We start from the raw sequence: 18464 nt of genomic DNA, 5'->3' as shown, positions 1-18464 counted from the left end.
ACGGAAAAAATTTTCCGTTCCCAGTTTTTTAGATTTTTCTTGAAAAGTAATGATCCAACTTTGCTTCAGGGTAGAAGCCCGTTACCTTTTCTTTAGCAACGCCATCGCGAAAAAGGATCAGGGTTGGGATGCTCATTACTTTGTATTTAGCAGCCATTTCTTTATTATCATCAACATTCAACTTCAAAAACTTAATTTTACCGGCATACTTTTTTTCAATGTTCTCCAATGCCGGAGCCATCATCTTGCAGGGACCACACCACGGAGCCCAAAAGTCAACCACCACTACTGGTGCAGAACTAGTCAACTCAGCAAAGGTCTGGTCAGTCACAACTGTTGCCATTATTATTCTTCCTTTCGTTTTGGTTGACGGAGATAGTGAATGATCATCGTAACGATAAAGACAATGAGGACAAATGCCCCGAAGTAACCAGATGGTATTTCAATGTCGATTGCCGGGATGGTTAAGAAGAGCTTAATTGCAATAATGAAAATTAAGACATACGCCATTGGTTCCAGTTCTGGAATCTTCCGCATTAACTTCATAATAATTTCGGCGACACCACGCATACATGCAATCCCAATAATACCCCCAATTAAGACGATTACCGGATTATTGGAAATTGCTAAGGATGCTAATACGGAGTCAATGGAGAAAATAATATCCATCATTTCAATCTGGGCAACTACCGACCAGAACAGTTTTCTTCCCGTCAAGTTTCCGCCTAAACGATGAATTAACGGTTTCTTTTCTTTCTTTTGCTTATGAGAAAACTTAGCACTGAAGAATCGGTAAACTAAGTACATTAGGTAAACAGAACCAAGAACCTTAATCTCCCAGAAGTGGATCAAGTAGGTTCCTAAACCAATAACCAGAAACCGGAAAAGGTACGAACCCCAAATCCCGTAGAAAAGTGATTCTTCTTGTTCCTTTAACGTTGGTAAAACTCGTGTTTGGGCGGCCAACACAATCGCGTTATCAACCGAAAGCAAACACTCAATCAATACTAAGGAAAGGATAATCAGCCAATCCTGCCCCGAAGTAATTACCATTGCCCAATTATGACCATCAAAAAATGGACCATAAAGCTTTTCTAAAAGTGACAATCAATGTCCTCCTTTAATTTCTCTATTCTAAATGGTATTTTACCAGATCCTGACTAAAATAGTCAGGAAGAGGCGCAGTAATTGTAATTTCCCGGTTACTAAACGGCACCACTAACCGTTGCTTGTACCCGTTCAAGTGCATTTTGGCAGCTGAAGAAGGATTGTAGATGGGATCGCCAACAATTGGATGACCACTATATTCAAGATGGACCCTTAACTGGTGCGTTCTTCCCGTTCCCAACCTCAAATCAACCAAGGAGTACTTTGAATTACTCTTAACCGTTTGATAAAAGGTTTGCGCCCGTTGTGAATGCTCACCATTAACCTTCCTTTTTCGAATATCACTTGGATCATTTCCAATTGGCCAGTCCCACTCACCGCTACCTTTGATTTGACCTTCAACTAGTGCTAGGTACTCCCGATGAATTTTTCCCAGACTAATTAGTCGGTCTAAGATTGGCACAACAACCGGATTCTTCGCCACAATTACCGCCCCGCTAGTTTGCAGATCGATTCGGTGAACCATATATGCTTGATGGTGTAAATAGCCGGCAACATCGTTCATTAGCGTTCCGGTTTCTCCCGTCTCATTAGGGTGACTCTTTTGGCCTCGTGGTTTGTTAACAACCAGTAAATCACGATTTTCATACAGCACATCCAGCTTAGGATTGTTTGTTGGGATGTACTGATTATTACCTGGGTGGCGGAATTCATCCCCTCTAAATTGCAGCACCACCTGATCCCCAGGGTGAATTGCCGTGTTCATTGAATGGTACTTGCCATTTACCAACACTTGACGACGACTACGGAGATAGTGAACAAACCGTTTTGGAAGAAGCCATTGTTGCTGTAATAGCTCACGAATGGAGAGCACTGGCTGATTAGCGGCTAACTGTTCCTGAATCTGCCATTGATAGTTAACCATTACTTAACCTCCCGAACAGTTAATTGGTCAGGGACATGATAAACTTTTGGCTTGTCCCAGCTAAGCATTTCCGGTGTTAATTGCAATTTTGTAATATCACCGCGGTGGTACGGTTGAAAGTAATAACTGCGACTCTCAGCCACCGTCACTGCGCGGTATACGGAATAGGTGCTCTGGTGACGAGTATTTTGCGGAACCGTGACGCTATCTAAGAGGTGCCACTCACTGATCACCCCATGCTTTTCATCCTGTGGGACATCTGATCGTTCCTTTAAATAAGCAGCCCGAACAAATCTGGCACTTGGCGAATAATAACCTGGCGGATTGGTTTTCCCTGAAAGACGGCCAGTCGTTACCCGCGGTGTGTTGAGTGGGACACGATGTTTGTTAAAAGCTGGTGTAAATTCAACGTATTTTTCCATTTGCTGAAGCTGCTTTTCAAAATTAGGACTGTTAGTCACTACGCCTAAGGGATTCTCAATTACTCGTAATGGGTTTTGAGTTGGTTCAATCACAACAATTCTTCCCGTCCGGTCAGCAACCGCAAAGTGAAGTTCAGGATTACCATACTTGGTATCGCTATTCTTTTCACTCATTAATTCAACTTCACCGAGGTGCTCTTCAATTTCAGCGACAGTTCGAAAGTTACCGAGAAGCCAAAAGATAAATTCATACGCTGCAAGCTGAACTTTTCCCTGATTACGCTCATCTACATAGTGTGCTCCGTTAGCAAATGTCAGTTTCTGCGCCATTAGACCATGCTCATTAACCCCATCTGATACATCAATCCGAGTTGCAGAAAGGCTTCCCCCGCCAACCATTGCATATTTATTTGTATAAATTCGGTGATCAAATGCAGTGGCCCACTTGAATTGTCGAGGAACAAATAACGGTGAGACTGCCAAGGCCGGCCAATCCATTGTTCGCGCCAATAAGTGAGTATGATCAAATGTTACCTGATAAATACTGGTACACATGATGGTTTACCTCCCCTTTTTTTATCTTAAGTTTATCTGATTTCCCGGGAAATAGTTATCATTTTGTCTTCAGACTGCTTTACTTTTCTCTGCTAAAATAGTTGAATAGGATTATAAGCGATTTACGCAAGGGGGATGAACGGCAATGTTAAGTACGGAGAGAATCAACGCTCATAGCTGGTGGATCAGTGTGTTTGAACCACTCCCCCACGAGCGGCAGGATCTTATCCAAAAGTATGAGGTTACTAAGGAGCTGCTTGACTATGCCATTGACCCCTATGAAAAAGCTCGGGTTGAAGTTGATCCAGATGCTGGAGTTACTTTGCTGATCTTCGATGTCTATGTTCCAACTCACGAGGTAACTGCTCCACAGACCGCACCAATCGGTATTATGCTAACAAATAACAACCTGATCACATTCACAAATGCTAAGACTAACTTTGTTAACGGAACTATCGCTAACCAACTCAAACGTTTACAGAATCGCGATACCGTTGTTGAAAAATTAAATCTGGTTCTCGCTGTCCTGTACCGCTTGTCAACTGATTACTTTGGACCTTTACGCCGGGTTGACCAAAAGCGGCAACAAATCCAGCGCTCACTTCAAGGGCGTACCGGTCGAAAAGCCATTACTGAATTTATGGAAATTGAAACTGGTTTGGTCTACATGCTTACTTCACTAAAAGGGAACGTTTCGTTACTGGAAGAATTCGAGCGACGAATGAATCCGATCATGTCGACCCGTCAGAGGAATGACCTTGATGATGTTATTGTCGAAGCCCAGCAAGGACTGGAAATGGCACAAATGACTTCTGATGTCTCTGCCCGGGTTTCAAATGCATACAGCAAGGTCCTGGATAGTGACCTAAACCAAACAATGAAGTTTTTGACAATTTATTCAATTCTTCTTTCCATCCCCACCATCGTTGCCGGATTTTATGGTGAAAACGTCGCACTACCGCTGGCTAACAAGAGTTATTCCTGGATCATTACCATCGTAATTGCAATTCTCTTAATGATCCTCTGCGCTGTCTTCCTAATTAGGAAGGATTGGTGGAAATAAGGAAGTGCAGACGAAGCACGTTATCACTATGGTTGTTGTCTATAGGGGCTTCTCTGTGAACGCGTTTTGGCTCAGTTGAAGTAGAAAAGCCTAAGTACAAGACTATGTACTTAGGCTTTTTTGTGTGGTTAGAGATAGCGTTCTAGACAGCTGAGTCGAGATCTGCTCGCCGTGACCGCAATCTCCATCTAACTATCCCGTCCTTGATTGTAAAAACAATCATCGTCCGGGATTCCTTAGTACTCGATTGCTAGTCCGTCACGGCTCACACTCTACTTTAAACGTGCTTTGCCCGAGTTTCCTAGAGCTAGCGACCTCCTTCCTAGGCGCAAGTCGCCTTCGTCAGGAGAAATCGCTAGCTTTCCGGAAACTCTTTGGGGCAAAGGCACTCTTTTAATAATTATCCCCTCTCTCAAACTGGAACTTGGAGTTTAAGAGGGATTGGTGGATAAGACTGTTGAGAAGGTCCTTGGTAGCGTCCATGGCGTGGGTTGCGGTCTTGTCGTTTCGCTTGGTAAGGAAGTCGGTAACGGCATCTCCTTGCTTGGTTTTTGCAATGGCGGTAATCATGTCGACCCGCTTAACGGCATAGCTTTGTGAAGCATCACGGAAAGCATTTACCTCGTTAATAAATTCATGGTAACGAGGTTCAACGATTACTTCCAATTGTTTTTGTAGCCAGTATGCACTGTCATCAACCTTGTTGCCAGCGTGATCGTATGATGCCGGCGTTGCATTAATGTTCGTAAAGAATGGAACGTATGGGCTGTACGCAAAGAAGCCAAAGTTAATCCATTGAATTGCGGCACATTCTGCCGGAACGTTATTCCGAATTTGCAAAATGCATGAGCTTTGGTTCCGGTCTAAGGCAATTGAACGGAACTTCTTTTGATCCTTTTCGTCACCAGAAGCATACGAACCGGTTGGATCATATGGTGTGCCATTGTAGTGTGATGACAGGAAGTATTCAATATCTTCAACAGCCAGCTTCTTTTCTGCCCGTTGGATGAACGGAATGTCCAAGCTGGTTGGTTCTTGTTCAACAGATGGTGTAAACAGCTTTTGACCATACCATGAACGTGGGGTGTTGTAATATTGGTCAGCTTCGTCATTAGTTCCGAAAATCTTCCGGAAGTTGAAACTACCTGGGTATGGATTTAAATTATTGTCTTGAACAAATTGTTGGATTGTTGAGGCAAACATAAAGTTGTCTGGATCTTCAAAGTTAACCTCTTCAATGCACATGATATTAGGACAAATTGCATAGGCATCATCCGGAATCCGTTGAGCAACCCACTGGTGACCGCCAGCAGTTTCAAAGTACCAGACTTCATTGTTATCACTAAATGCAATCCCGTTACTTTCACCAGTCCCGTAAGTTTCAATTAAGTGACCAAGTCGTTGGACACCTTCACGAGCACTCTTGATGAATGGCAGAACAAGGTAAACCATTGAGTCTTCGTCAACACCCTTTTCAACAAGCGGGTCGTGGCCAAGTACTCGAGGGTTAGTCATTTCGGTTTCGGATGCACTCATCGCAACGTTATACTCGTTGATCCCTTGTTCATCCCACCGACCGTTATTAATGTCACCGTTTGTCGTGGCGGTAAAACGACAGCCTTGACCATCCAAGTCAACTTCCAAGCCATTATAAGTTGACTTAAAGTGTTCACCAGTATAGTCCTTAGCAGGATATACCTGGAAAGTCTTTGGGTTAACACCATCGTAATAATCTTCATTCCGTGCAATCATGGTTGAACCATCAATTGACGCGTTTTTACCAACTAACATTGCAGTACAACTGCTCATTTTCTTGACGCTCATTTTGTCCCGTCCTTTCGGTTGCGTTTACTAATATAATAACACTTTTAGCCTAATCGACTTGCTTGCTTTTTCAAGTCGTGGTAGGATAACAACACTATATGCCTATATAATACCGTAATATGGTCGGTGAGTCTCTACCCAAAGCCTTAAACTTTGGACTATAAGCAATAATACTAGTTTATGTTTGGAGACTGCGACATTTGTTAGCAGTCTCTTTTTTATTGGAGGATTAATCGTGGACGAAACAGGTTCAGTAAATAACACTCACCAACGAAAAGGTTTATTTTCACCTAAAGATCTGGTACTTGGTTTTCAACATTTATTAGCAATGTATTCGGGGGATGTTCTTGTCCCGTTGTTAATTGGTAATTATTTGCACTTTTCGACCATCCAGATGACTTACTTGGTTTCAATCGACATTTTTATGTGTGGGATTGCAACACTTCTTCAGTTAAAGCGGACCCCGCTAACCGGGATTGGCCTCCCCGTTGTCCTGGGCTGTGCTGTTCAATCAGTGACCCCGCTGGAATCAATCGGGAGTAAGTTGGGAATCACTTACATGTACGGGGCAATCATCGCCGCCGGAATCTTTGTTTTCCTGATTGCCGGAGTTTTTTCCAGACTAAAGAAACTCTTTCCACCCGTTGTTACTGGTTCGTTAATCACCATCATTGGATTTACCCTGGTTCCGGTCGGTTTTCAGGATCTTGGTGGTGGAATGCCGACTGCCCACTCATTTGGTGATCCCAAAAACCTCTTCATCGGTTTCGTCACAATTGCGATAATCCTGCTCCTTAATGCCTGGGCAAAGGGCTTCTTGAAGTCAATTGCCATCCTATTAGGAATTTTGATTGGATCCTTTGTTGCCGGCGCAATGGGGATGGTTTCATTAAAACCGGTTTCTGAAGCTGCCTGGCTCCATACCCCGCAACTATTCTTCTTTGGTGTCCCCCACTTTAACGGAAGTGCCATGATCACAATGATTTTGGTTTCATTAACAACGATGATCGAGTCTACCGGGGTCTTCTTCGCCCTGAGTGAAGTCACCGGGCAAAAGCTCACGAGTGATGATATTAAACGGGGCTATCGTGCTGAAGGAATTGCCGCAATTCTTGGCGGCCTCTTTAACACCTTCCCATACTCAACATTCTCCGAAAACGTTGGTGTTATTCGAATGTCTGGGGTTAAGACCCGTCGACCAGTTTACTACGCAGCCTTCATGCTGTTGCTTCTGGGATTACTTCCTAAGGCTGGGGCTCTTGCTACCGTTATTCCTGATCCGGTTCTTGGTGGTGCCATGATTGTTATGTTTGGAATCGTTGGTGTCCAAGGTATCCAAATCTTACATAAGGTCGACTTTACCGATAACGGAAATATCCTTGTCGCCTCCGTTTCCGTTGGCTTGGGACTGGGTGTCACCATGTACCCACATATTTTCCAATTCTTACCAACTGAATTTCAGATTATGATGGGTAACGGTGTGGTTGTCGGTAGTGTTGCTGCCGTTGTCCTCAACTTGCTATTTAACGGTTACGGAAAAGAAAAGCCAGCCAAAGATTAATCTCATTAAATTTTAATAATAGTATTGACAATTTAATTTGGTCACGCTAGAATAATTTCAACAATTATCGTTTCAGTAATTGCTTCGTTCGGTGTCAGAGAGCCGGTGGGGATGTGCGAACCGGTCAGGCGGAGTTAATGAATTATCGCGAGTTTAAGATTGCTCGGCCATAGTCAGTGCCGTTACCACCTGATACGAGAGCGTATTAGATCAATGCGTATGTGGGTGGTACCGCGGTTAATAAATCGTCCCGTTGATGAATTATTTCATCAGCGGGATTTTTTATTCAATCAGTTCATTAAGGAGGAGCAAAAATGAAAAATTGTGGTGGCATTATTCGTTATCAACTTCAATTCAAACACTAACCAATCAATTATTTTATAAGGGAGATTTGAATTATGAAGTCAATTAAATTCGGTGAAGCAGTTAGTATCCTACTAATTATGTTAGTTATTTTAGGGACAGCCGTTATTAGGTTTGGGCTCTCCCCACAAATTCCAGTCCTCTTCGTCATTGCCTTAATCATGCTTTGGGCAAAGCTACGGGGAGCTTCTTGGGACGACCTTCATAAGGGGATCCAAGACGGAATTGGTACAGCAATTATTCCTATTTTTATCTTTATCCTGATTGGGGCATTAATTGCCGTTTGGATTAAAGCTGGGATTATTCCATCAATCATGGTAATTGGCTTTAAGATTATCAGTGCACGGTGGTTCGTTCCTTCTACTTTCCTCGTCTGCTCACTAGTTGGGGTTTCAATCGGGAGTGGCTTTACAACCATTTCAACAATCGGGTTAGCACTTTTCGCTGTTGGTCACGCAATGGGAATTAACCCTGCTTTAATTGCTGGTTCAATTATTTCTGGTGCGGTTTTTGGTGACAAGATGTCTCCGTTATCTGATTCTACCAACCTGGCCTCCGCAATTGCCGGTAGCGACTTATTTGCCCACATTAAGAACATGATGTGGTCCACCATCCCATCCTTCATTGTTTCATTTATTCTTTTCTGGATTATTGGTCAAAGCGGTAGCGGGATGAACTCTAGTAGGATCGTTCACACTACTCAAGCATTGATGAACAACTTCAGCATTAGCTGGTGGGCCTTGCTGCCAATCACATTGCTCTTTATCTGTGCTTGGCGTCACGTTCCAGCCATTCCAACTCTATTTATCAACATCATTGTGACCGTAATTATGATTTTCATTCAAGATCCGCACACGTCCCTTAAGTCCTTAACTAACTTAATTAGCGAAGGATTTGTGGCTCACACTAATGATGCTTCTGTTAACGCCCTTCTTTCTCGTGGTGGGATTACAAGCATGATGGGTACCGTATCCTTGATTATTGTGACCCTTTCACTTGGGGGAATCTTGATGCAGTTTAACGTTATTCAATCTGCTATGGATCCGCTTGTTAAGCATCTTAAGACTCCAGGAAGCCTAATTCTTACCACGATTCTTTCTGGAATTGGCGTGAACCTCTTTGTCGGGGAACAATACCTTTCAGTAATTCTTCCAGGACGGGCCTTCAAGGGTGCCTTTAAGGATATGAAGCTTTCTCCACTAGCACTTAGTCGGGTCCTTGAAGATGGTGGTAGTGTTATCAACTACCTGATCCCATGGGGAGTTGCGGGGATGTTCGTAGCCTCCACTTTAGATGTGCCAGTTCTTCACTTCTTACCATTTGCATTCTTTAGCCTCTTCTCACCTGTATTCTCCGTTATCAGTGGTTTTACTGGGATTGGATTGAAGCGCGCTAAAAATTAAATTACAAAAGAAAAGGCCGGAAAGACAAAATGTTTTTCCGGCCTCTTACTATTACCAGTAATTTCCAGCTTCCCCTTAGCAACAAACCCGGAAAAGCGATCCAATGTTTTGCTTAACCTGTCGGGCAGTATCTGAATGGTTCATCGTGTAAAGGTGGATCCCAGACACGTCATTAGTTACTAAGTCAACGATTTGGTCAATTGCATAGGTGATGCCAGCTTGCTTCAGTGCTTGGGGATGATCATGATATTTTGCCAGAATATCCTTAAACTTCTCCGGAACCGTCACTGCACTGGTCCGCAAAATTCGGTTAGCTTGTCGTTCATTAACAACTGGCATAATGCCCGCAATAATTGGTACGTCAATCCCGCCAATAGCACACAATTCACGGAACCGATAATAACTGTGATTATCCAAGAAAAGCTGGGTAATTATTTGGTCACATCCCGATTCAACCTTTAATTTTAAATGTTGAATTTCATCTACCATACTCAGTGACTCGGGATGTTTCTCCGGGTAGCAAGCCCCGGTAATTTGGAAATCAGGATAATTTTGTTTGATATAAGCAATCAGGTCACTAGCATGGGCAAAGTCAGTTTTCTTTTCCAGTTTTGGTCGTTCATCGCCCCGCAACACCAGTACCCGATCAACATGGCATACCCGCAATTGTTCCAAGATTCGATCAACGTCTTCCCGGCTGAGATACCAAGCAGGGAGATGTGCCATTGCTGGTACCTGACAATCGTTCTCAACGTAATCCGCTACCCTAACCGTTTCATGAGCAAGTTGTTTTGTATTACTGTTACAAGTGACACTGATGAAATCTGGAGAAAGATCGCGCAGGGATGTCAGTACCTGGTTAAGATGATTGATCCCCACCGTCGAATTAGGCGGAAAGACTTCGTACGATAAAGTTGTCATTTAATCACCCTCTCCTAACTGACGACGAACTTCACGAGTTGCTTCAATTACATTGGCTAAACTAGCCCTTGTTTCCTCAACACCACGGGTTTTTAGACCACAATCTGGATTAATCCAGACCTTTGGAGCAGCAATCTTAGCAAGGATCCGGTTGATTGTTGCCTTCACCTCGTCAACGGATGGAATTCGTGGTGAGTGAATATCATAAACTCCAGGTCCCACTTCCGTTTCAAAATGTTGTTTCTTCAATGTATCGAGGATTTCCAAATTAGAACGTGAGGCTTCAAAGGAAATAACATCGGCATCCATCGCATCAATTGCCGGAACAATATCGGAAAACTCGCTGTAACACATATGGGTATGGATCTGGGTTTCCGGTTTGACCTTGCTATGGACTAAGCGGAAAGCCGGAATGGCCCAGTTCAAGTATTCAGAATACCAATCAGACTTTCTCAGCGGCAGCTTTTCTCTCAAGGCTGCCTCATCAATTTGAATAATCTTAATCCCGTTAGCTTCTAGGTCAAGGACTTCCTTTTGGATAGCCAAAGCTAACTGAAGCGTTGATTCCCTTAAGCTAATATCTTCACGAGGGAATGACCAGTTCAAGATGGTTACTGGTCCTGTCAGCATCCCCTTAACCAGTTTTTTGGTTTGGCTTTGAGCGTACTTGGACCACTTAATGGTAATTGGCTGTTGTCGTTTAATATCACCCCAAATAATTGGTGGCTTAACACAACGGGTTCCGTATGATTGAACCCATGCATTCTTGGAGAATATATATCCCGAAAGGTGCTGGCCAAAGTATTCAACCATATCATTCCGTTCAAATTCCCCGTGTACCAAAACATCCAGTCCGATCTTCTCTTGCCACTTTAACCATTCGTCAATCTTTCCCTTAATGAAGTTGTCGTATTGTTCCTGATTAATTTCATGGCAACGAAACTGACGGCGAGTTTGCCGAACTTCCTTAGTTTGTGGGAAGGAGCCGATCGTTGTGGTTGGTAAAAGTGGTAGGTGAAATTCTGCTTTCTGGATCTTTTCTCGTACTTGACGAGCTGGTTGACGAACAAAATCTTCATCCTTCAGGTTTGCAATTTGCTTATGTAATTCAGCGTCTTCCTGAACCCGTTGCTTAGCAAATAATTCCTGATTAGCACGGAGCTTTTCTTTAGCAGAACCTTCGTAGATTGCTGCAAGATCATTAAGCTCACCCAGCTTTTCTACAGCAAACGCAAAGTGCTCCTTAACAGCTGGTTCAAAATTTTCATTTTTAACTGTAATTGGCACATGGAGTAAAGAACAAGATGTGCTAACCACAAGCTTCTTCACTCCGGCTTTCTTGAGTTGCGTCAAACTCTTATCATAATGATTCCGCCAAATATTTTTCCCGTTAACAATTCCGGCAAAAAGAGTCTTGTCTTCCGGAAAATGGTGACTAACTAATTGGAGTGTCTGCTTTCCTTCAACAAAGTCAAGGCCAAGACCATCAAACGGTAATTCGATCAAGTCGTCATAAATATCCCGAACGTCACCAAAATAAGTCTGCAAAAGAACCTTTAGTTTCCCTTTAGCGTTCAATAGTGGCTGGTAGAGTTCATTGAATAGTTGGTGATCTTCCGCAGTTAAATCCTTAACGAGGGCAGGCTCATCAAGTTGAATCCATTTTGCCCCGCTGTCTGCAAGTCGATTAAAAACTTCTTTATAGGCAGTTACAGCGTCATTAATAAAGTCACGAGCAGTCACATTTTGATATTCGCTTAACTTCAGTAATGTAAAGGGGCCAATTAATACGGGGCGGGTAATGATCCCTAATTTTTTTGCCTCTTCAAACTCTGCAAAAATTTTATTTCCAGTTAGCTTAAAGTGGGTATCCTGATTAAGCTGCGGAACAAGGTAGTGATAATTGGTGTTAAACCACTTCTTCATTGGCCAAGCCAGAACATTTCCTTCTTCACCCTGGTAACCACGTGCTAGGGCAAAGTACTTATCCAACTCAGAAAACGGTAAATCTTGAACATCTTGTGGAACTAGATTAAATAGGAAAGCTGCATCTAAGGTTTGATCGTAGTATGAAAAATCATTGCTCGGAATTGCATCGATCCCCTCCTGCTGAAGGAGTTTCCAGTTGCTTTTTCTCAGTTCCTTTGCTGTTGTCCGTAACTCTTCTTGACTAATCTTATTCTTAAAGTATTTTTCAGTAGCAAATTTCAATTCACGCTTCTCACCTATCCGGGGGAAGCCAATAATCGTAGTAGTTGTTGTCATCATTCGTTCATCTCTTTCGCCTTTTTATTTGTCTAATAATCTACCATGGATTTTTGCTATTGAATAACTGTTAAATATTTGAACTGGATATAGGCAAAGACTATAATGCAAATAAAAAAGGATCAGACCAATGAGAATTAAACAATTAGAATATTTAGAAGCCGTGATTGAAACCGGCTCAATTAACGAAGCGGCTAAGCGACTCTACCTTACCCAACCCAGCCTTTCAAGCGCGATCAAGGATTTAGAAAGAGAAATGGGAATCACAATCTTTCAAAGAAGCAACTCAGGAGCCCGTTTAACTGCTGATGGGCGCGAATTCATGAATTATGCCAAACAAATTCTGGATCAGGTTCGTCTGCTCGATGACCGTTTCAAACATCAGCAAGCACTTCACCAGTCCTTCGCTGTTTCTGCACAACACTATGCTTTCGTTGTTAATGCCTTTGTAGAATTAATCAAGGAAATCAATTCACCAACTTATAAGTTCACTCTCCGTGAGACAGAAACCGAAAATATTTTTAATGATCTACGAGCCTTTAAGAGTGAGTTAGGTGTACTCTACATCAATAATTTTAACCGACGAATTATCAATAAATTATTAACGGAGAACGGCCTCAAATTTACGCCACTCTTTGTTGCTAAGCCACACGTCTTTTTAAGCCGTTATAATCCCCTTGCAAAGCGACAATCAATCAGCCTTAATGATCTGACCGAGCTTCCCTACCTCTCCTTTGAGCAAGGTGAAAATAATTCCTTTTACTTTTCCGAGGAGATTCAGTCAACTCTGAGTCATAAAAAGGAGATTAAGGTTAGTGACCGTGCAACTATTTTCAACTTAATGGTCGGTCTGAATGGCTATACCATCAGTTCAGGAATCATTAGCAGCAAGCTTAATGATGATAAGATTGTCGCTATTCCCTTAGAGCTCGACGATCCCATAACAATCGGGATTGCTCAACATCAGCATACTGTGCCAAGCCAGTTAAGCCTGAAATTTATTCAGTTGCTTAAAAATCATATTCGTGATTACGGATTCAAAATTATTGGTGAGGAAAACGAAAGGGTGTGAGCCTTTGAATATGGTTCACACCCTTTTTATGTTTGTTATTTGGTGTTCTTGACAGCAGAGTTGGAACGTGTTTAGCCTAAGCTCCCTCAAGATAACGTTCTACTGTCACATAGTCCAAACGTGTTCGCCAGGAACTTGCTAGAGATAACATGTCCTACTGCAACACAGCGGAAACGTGTTCAGCCTAAGCTCCCTCAAGTTCTACTATCACAAAGTCAAAAACGTGTTCGCCCTAACCTTCCTCAAGCTAACGACCTCCGACTCCGACGGCAAGTCGCCGTTCGTCGGAGAAATCGTTAGCCAACGGAAGGTCTTAACGGGCTCGCACTCTAGCTCATTTTATAATAGAATAAAGGTGAGCGCTTCCTTTATAAGGAGGAATTTTCTATGCCTAAAGCTAAGACACTTCAGCTAAAATGGTTAGCTTTAGCAAGTTTATTAAATAGTACAGGTGCAGCATTTCTTTGGCCACTAACAACAGTTTTTATCAACAAACACCTGGGAGAATCACTAACTGTTGCCGGGATTGTCCTTTTTATCATGTCCATTACTATGATATTGGGAAACTACATCGGTGGTTATTTATTTGATCGTTGGAATGCATATCTTACTAGCGTTTTGGGTGCCATTATCGCTACCCTTGCGATTATTTTAATGATCTTTTGTCACAGTTGGCCTGCTTTCCCAATTCTAATCTGTTTTGTTAGTTTTGGGGATGGGATCTGTGCTTCCATCATTAATTCATTTGGTAACTTTATTCCAAGTAAGGATGCCCGTTTTGTTTACAATATGGTATACCTTGCGTTTAATGTTGGGGTTGTTTTAGGAACATTACTGGTGGGAATCTTATACCCAATCAGTATTAGATTAACGTTTATTATTGCTTCATGTTTTTATGTTATCTTCCTATTAACAGTTCTCTTTTGTTTTAATGTCCCTCTTCGTAGACAAATAAAGAAAAAGCAAAAAACAAATTCCAATGAAGCTAACAGCCATCAATCTCTTAGAAAAGTTATCGTTTATGCAATTTTTGTTCATCTAATCATGATCTACTTAGCTTATGCGCTTTGGGAAAGTATCATGTCGGTACACATAACTAATCTTGGCATCCCATTTGTCGCATATAGTCTTCTTTGGACTTTAAATGGAGCAATTATTATTGTTGGGCAGCCAATTATTAGCTATTTTGCTCCCTACATTAAATTACATGTCCAAATTTATATTGGTTTACTTCTTTTCACTTTTTCTTTCCTTTTTCTACCATTTATTCATACATTACTGGGCTTCACACTTGATTTTATCGTTTTAACTATTGGCGATATGCTTAGTATCCCAGGAATTCCGGCATGGATCTCTGAGATAACGCCGGTTAGTAAATCAGGCCAATATCAAAGTCTCATTAGCAGTACCGTATCTATTGGCCGAGCAATCGGTCCTCTTCTTGGTGGAATTATTATCGAAGCTTATTCATACAACACATTATTTATTACCGCTTTCCTATTGATGTTTACTACCTTCATTCCTATCATGATTACTAATCACTACTGCCTCAAACTCAAGTAAATTTACTAATTAACGAAAAAGAGTAATGGTCAAGTGTCCGTCCCGACCATTACTCTTTTTTCATTGTCCATTTATTTCATTGCTATTGTGTAGTAATTGATATTACTTCAAATATTTTTCTGGATCACTCAAAAGTTCATCAATAGATACTTTCTGTCCTTTCTCACTGCTGTCCGCTTCAGTGAGATTTAACTCGATCTCTTTTGACGAAACTTCATTGTCTCCAATAACAGCAAAGTACTTACTGTTTCGCCGACTTGCTTCCTTAATTTGAGTACCAACTTTCAGGCCTTGATAATCCTTATCGACTTTGATTCCCATATTACGAAGCGGTTCCATTAATTCAAAGGCAAATTCATCTGCCTCCTCGCCAACAGTGGCAAAGAATAAATCCAGTCCCGGCTGTGGAATAAAACTCTTATTTTCTTGTCTCAATAGAAGAAGTAATCGTTCAACTCCAATACCATAACCAATACCGCCCTCATCAGGACCACCAATTTGCGAAATCAATCCATTGTAGCGACCACCACCACAAATTGTCGTGTAACCACCGCCAAATACTGATGAATTAGACATAATTTCAAAAATGGTGTGAGTATAATAATCCAATCCCCGAACCATTTCATTATCAACTACATAGTCAACATTAAATTTATCAAGGATCCTCTTTACTGAATCAAAGTACTTAGCAGAGTAATCACTCAATGAATCCAGAATTGAAGGGGCATCTGCAACAATCTTCTTATCAGTCTCATCCTTACTATCAAGGACACGTAATGGGTTCTTATATAAACGTTCCTTAGAATCGTCACTAAGTTCATCATAATGTGGCTTTAAGTAATCAATCAAGGCTTGACGGTAGTTATCACGAGTTTCTTTATCACCAAGAGTATTAATTGCAACTCGCAATCCGGAAATTCCTAATCGCTTGAAGAACATTAATGCTTCAAGAATTACTTCCGCATCAATTTGTGGGGACTCGCTATTTAGAGCTTCACAACCGATTTGAGTAAATTGGCGTTGGCGACCTGACTCTGGCCGTTCATAACGGAACATTGGGCCCATGTAATAAACCTTGTATGGCTTAGCATATTCAGGTCCAAACAACTTATTCTGTACATAAGCCCGAACAACACCAGCAGTTCCTTCTGGTCGTAAAGCAATGTGACGATCACCCTTATCGTGAAAGTCATACATTTGTTTTTCAACAATATCAGAAGTGTCACCGACATTCCGTGCAAAAACATTATAGTCTTCAAACATCGGTGTTCGAATTTCTGAATAACCAAATTCTGCGAATGTATTCCGTGCAACATTTTCAACTTTTTGCCATAGTTCACTTTCACCAGGCAAAATATCAACAGTACCACGTGGCCGTTGATAATTAACTTTAGCTTTTGCCATATTATAGAACCCACCTTTTCAAATAAAAAGGCTCCTCAGTAAGTCTAATGACTTATGAAGAGCCTTTATATACTACCTTAATTCACACCTACCATCAAGGTAAAGTGTTCCACCGGGTAAATGGTATAACCACCCGCCGGGGTAATAACGCTCCCCATCACGAAATATTTTTAGTATTCACATAAGCAAAATGTGAATTAAAGATGTTTCTCAAATCAATAAAAAGAATTAGTCGACTAATCTTTTTGAAGAACAAGTATTAAATTAATACTGCTCTTGAATTAAATGATAAACGATCATATGAATTTGTCAATATGCATTTACCACGTTTTACTTTCCAGCTTTTGGATAAACTGGATTAGCATCATCATATTCGTAATGACTAATATGTCCATCTTGCATCCAGCGTCTTAACCGATCAATTTCTTCGGCATGATCAGGATCAAGTAATTGAGGGAATTCACCACGAATTGTATTATCATACCCTGCATGGTTAATCTCCCGTGGCTTAATATCCTGAATGAAATCAAATGCTCGACCACTAATAATATCATCTAATTGAAGGCAACCTGAATCGAGAAAATTAATTACCACTTTGCCGTGTGGAGTTCCTTTAATAAATTCCACACTTTTAACTCCAGACTTTGCAAATGGAGTAATCTCACCATCAGCATACCGATAAAAATTATGAATTGATGTCATTAGTATTTCTTTACTGCCATGTTTATCATTTACAATTACTTGTGACATCCGTTCATTTATTCTTTCTATCGCTTGTTTAAATTCACTGGTAATGAGTGAAGCAGGAACTACTTTCTTAATCCGCTGAACACTTACGTTATAATTATCTGTCATAAATCAACACAACCTAACCGATAAAAGGAAGAGGGATATAATTGAATACCCTCTTCCTATCAAAAAGACTAGAAGACATTCTGGAAGGGAATTTAAAAACTGCTGTTAATAGATAGCTGACTAAAAAGACTTATATTGTTTACTATTAGTATTTAACAGCGCCATTAGCAGTTAATGACTTGTAACCCATCTTGTCGAGCCATTCTGGCATGGTTAAGTCTTCCATGATTTCCATATCCTTATCTGGTGTCAAGATAGAACCACCAGGAATGGAATCAACTGGCATTGAAACATAAGGAGCAACCGTAATTGCGTTACCGATTTGTCCTGGTTCCATCATCGTGTGAGCAAAGCCAATCCATGAACTCTTGAATGAAGTATTAGCATCTTGACCACACTCTGCAATTGACTTAGCGATTGCCTTCCGACGGCCCTTAAGGTATTCAATTAGTTCGTCTTCGTTAGGAGTTTCCCAAACACCAGCATCTTCAATAAACATACTGGAGTCCTTTGAAGGATCCTTAGCAAAGGAAAGAGCAATTGCTGACCAAACACCATAGCCTTGACCAGGCTTCATATCTGCATCATTCATTGGCCGTTCTGCAGTAACACCCTTGTTAGCACAAACAATGAATGAACCTGGAGCTGGGTAGTGACGACGATCATCATTCACACCAAAGTATTCAACTAAGGCATCTTGTAATGGCTTAGCATCGTAAATTGGTAATTCACTGCCATCCCATTGCTTTTCAGTAAAGAGTGGTTCAGCTTTATCAACTTCAGGGTTTCTCAATAGGTCATAACCAATACAGTGACCTTGAGGACCGGTAAATGATGAAGCAGTGGTCATGTTAATTTGACCAATGTAAGCATTCTTAGTTTCGGCACGATCGTATGAAACAATACCATCTAAGACATCATCATCAGTCTTGTCACGAACACCAGCATCAACTTTCAAACCAGTTACATAACCGTTACCAAGGTTTCCTGGTTCCATGTAGCCACGACTCCATTGCTTGTATGGACTAATAGCAATACGGTCAACGCCAAGCTTATTAAGTTTCGTATCTAATTCGGACATAATTAGACCTCCATTAATTAAAACAAAAGTTACAACAATAGCAACGAACGAAAGCGCTTCCTATTCCTTACAAGCCTCAG

At 41.4% G+C, this 18464-nt stretch carries 15 protein-coding genes and 1 riboswitch; of the genes, 5 read left to right on the top strand and 10 right to left on the bottom strand.

The features are described 5' to 3' along the window. Nucleotides 1-28 precede the first annotated feature (28 nt). From trxA to HMPREF0549_RS01610, 4 genes are read right to left on the bottom strand one after another with little or no spacing between them, the layout of a single operon-like run. A complete protein-coding gene (gene trxA / locus HMPREF0549_RS01625; protein ID WP_003716512.1) occupies nt 29-343 on the bottom strand; it encodes a thioredoxin in 315 nt (104 codons plus the stop codon). Nucleotides 344-345: 2 nt separating this feature from the next. Continuing rightward, the gene (locus tag HMPREF0549_RS01620) at nt 346-1107 is read right to left on the bottom strand and encodes a DUF475 domain-containing protein (RefSeq protein WP_003716511.1); all 762 of its coding nucleotides are present in this window, start codon (nt 1105-1107) and stop codon (nt 346-348) included. A gap of 22 nt (nt 1108-1129) precedes the next feature. Further along, on the bottom strand, nt 1130-2032 hold the full coding sequence (locus HMPREF0549_RS01615; RefSeq protein WP_003716510.1) for an RluA family pseudouridine synthase: 903 nt from the start codon (nt 2030-2032) through the stop codon (nt 1130-1132). Then, nucleotides 2032-3009, bottom strand: a complete 978-nt coding sequence (locus HMPREF0549_RS01610; protein WP_040530699.1) for a choloylglycine hydrolase family protein — start codon at nt 3007-3009, stop codon at nt 2032-2034. Before HMPREF0549_RS01610 ends, HMPREF0549_RS01615 begins: the two co-directional genes overlap by 1 nt. Nucleotides 3010-3154: 145 nt before the next feature. On the opposite strand from HMPREF0549_RS01610, the gene HMPREF0549_RS01605 reads away from it, so the two are divergent. Further along, entirely contained in the window at nt 3155-4072 is a 918-nt protein-coding gene (locus HMPREF0549_RS01605) for a magnesium transporter CorA family protein (protein WP_003716508.1), read from the top strand. Between the two features lie 393 nt (nt 4073-4465). Here HMPREF0549_RS01605 and HMPREF0549_RS01600 read toward each other — a convergent pair whose 3' ends face one another. Further along, a complete protein-coding gene (locus HMPREF0549_RS01600; RefSeq protein ID WP_003716507.1) occupies nt 4466-5896 on the bottom strand; it encodes a C69 family dipeptidase in 1431 nt (476 codons plus the stop codon). An 82-nt stretch (nt 5897-5978) separates the two neighbouring features. Continuing rightward, nucleotides 5979-6077: riboswitch (purine riboswitch) on the top strand. A gap of 54 nt (nt 6078-6131) precedes the next feature. Between HMPREF0549_RS01600 and HMPREF0549_RS01595 the strand changes: the two genes are divergently transcribed. Together HMPREF0549_RS01595 and nhaC are read left to right on the top strand one after the other, a co-directional pair. Continuing rightward, nucleotides 6132-7457: a nucleobase:cation symporter-2 family protein gene (locus HMPREF0549_RS01595; protein WP_373878832.1), complete on the top strand. Its 1326-nt coding sequence runs from the start codon at nt 6132-6134 to the stop codon at nt 7455-7457. 398 nt (nt 7458-7855) lie between these two features. Beyond that, a complete protein-coding gene (gene nhaC, locus HMPREF0549_RS01590) occupies nt 7856-9223 on the top strand; it encodes a Na+/H+ antiporter NhaC (RefSeq protein ID WP_003716504.1) in 1368 nt (455 codons plus the stop codon). Between the two features lie 75 nt (nt 9224-9298). Here the strand turns inward: nhaC and metF are convergent, their stop codons facing one another. Next, complete coding sequence (gene metF / locus HMPREF0549_RS01585) at nt 9299-10144, bottom strand: methylenetetrahydrofolate reductase [NAD(P)H] (protein ID WP_003716503.1); 846 nt, start codon at nt 10142-10144, stop codon at nt 9299-9301. Further along, nucleotides 10145-12412, bottom strand: coding sequence for a 5-methyltetrahydropteroyltriglutamate--homocysteine S-methyltransferase (gene metE / locus HMPREF0549_RS01580; protein ID WP_003716502.1), 2268 nt, complete (start codon nt 12410-12412; stop codon nt 10145-10147). A gap of 127 nt (nt 12413-12539) precedes the next feature. On the opposite strand from metE, the gene HMPREF0549_RS01575 reads away from it, so the two are divergent. Both HMPREF0549_RS01575 and HMPREF0549_RS01570 read left to right on the top strand, forming a co-directional pair. Then, the gene (locus tag HMPREF0549_RS01575) at nt 12540-13481 is read left to right on the top strand and encodes a LysR family transcriptional regulator (RefSeq protein ID WP_003716501.1); all 942 of its coding nucleotides are present in this window, start codon (nt 12540-12542) and stop codon (nt 13479-13481) included. 387 nt (nt 13482-13868) lie between these two features. Further along, nucleotides 13869-15044, top strand: a complete 1176-nt coding sequence (locus HMPREF0549_RS01570; protein ID WP_003716500.1) for an MFS transporter — start codon at nt 13869-13871, stop codon at nt 15042-15044. A 102-nt stretch (nt 15045-15146) separates the two neighbouring features. Here HMPREF0549_RS01570 and hisS read toward each other — a convergent pair whose 3' ends face one another. From hisS to hdcA, 3 genes are all read right to left on the bottom strand, one after another. Beyond that, the gene (gene hisS / locus HMPREF0549_RS01565; RefSeq protein WP_003716499.1) at nt 15147-16448 is read right to left on the bottom strand and encodes a histidine--tRNA ligase; all 1302 of its coding nucleotides are present in this window, start codon (nt 16446-16448) and stop codon (nt 15147-15149) included. 330 nt (nt 16449-16778) lie between these two features. Continuing rightward, on the bottom strand, nt 16779-17303 hold the full coding sequence (hdcB, locus tag HMPREF0549_RS01560; RefSeq protein WP_003716498.1) for a histidine decarboxylase maturation protein HdcB: 525 nt from the start codon (nt 17301-17303) through the stop codon (nt 16779-16781). Between the two features lie 145 nt (nt 17304-17448). Then, nucleotides 17449-18384, bottom strand: a complete 936-nt coding sequence (gene hdcA, locus HMPREF0549_RS01555) for a histidine decarboxylase, pyruvoyl type (RefSeq protein ID WP_003716497.1) — start codon at nt 18382-18384, stop codon at nt 17449-17451. Nucleotides 18385-18464: the final 80 nt, after the last annotated feature.

Source organism: Limosilactobacillus vaginalis DSM 5837 = ATCC 49540 (genome assembly GCF_000159435.1).
Taxonomy (GTDB): Bacteria; Bacillota; Bacilli; order Lactobacillales; family Lactobacillaceae; genus Limosilactobacillus; species Limosilactobacillus vaginalis.
The sequence above is the reverse complement of the archived record's forward strand: the minus strand, read 5'-3'. Positions and strand labels throughout refer to the sequence as shown.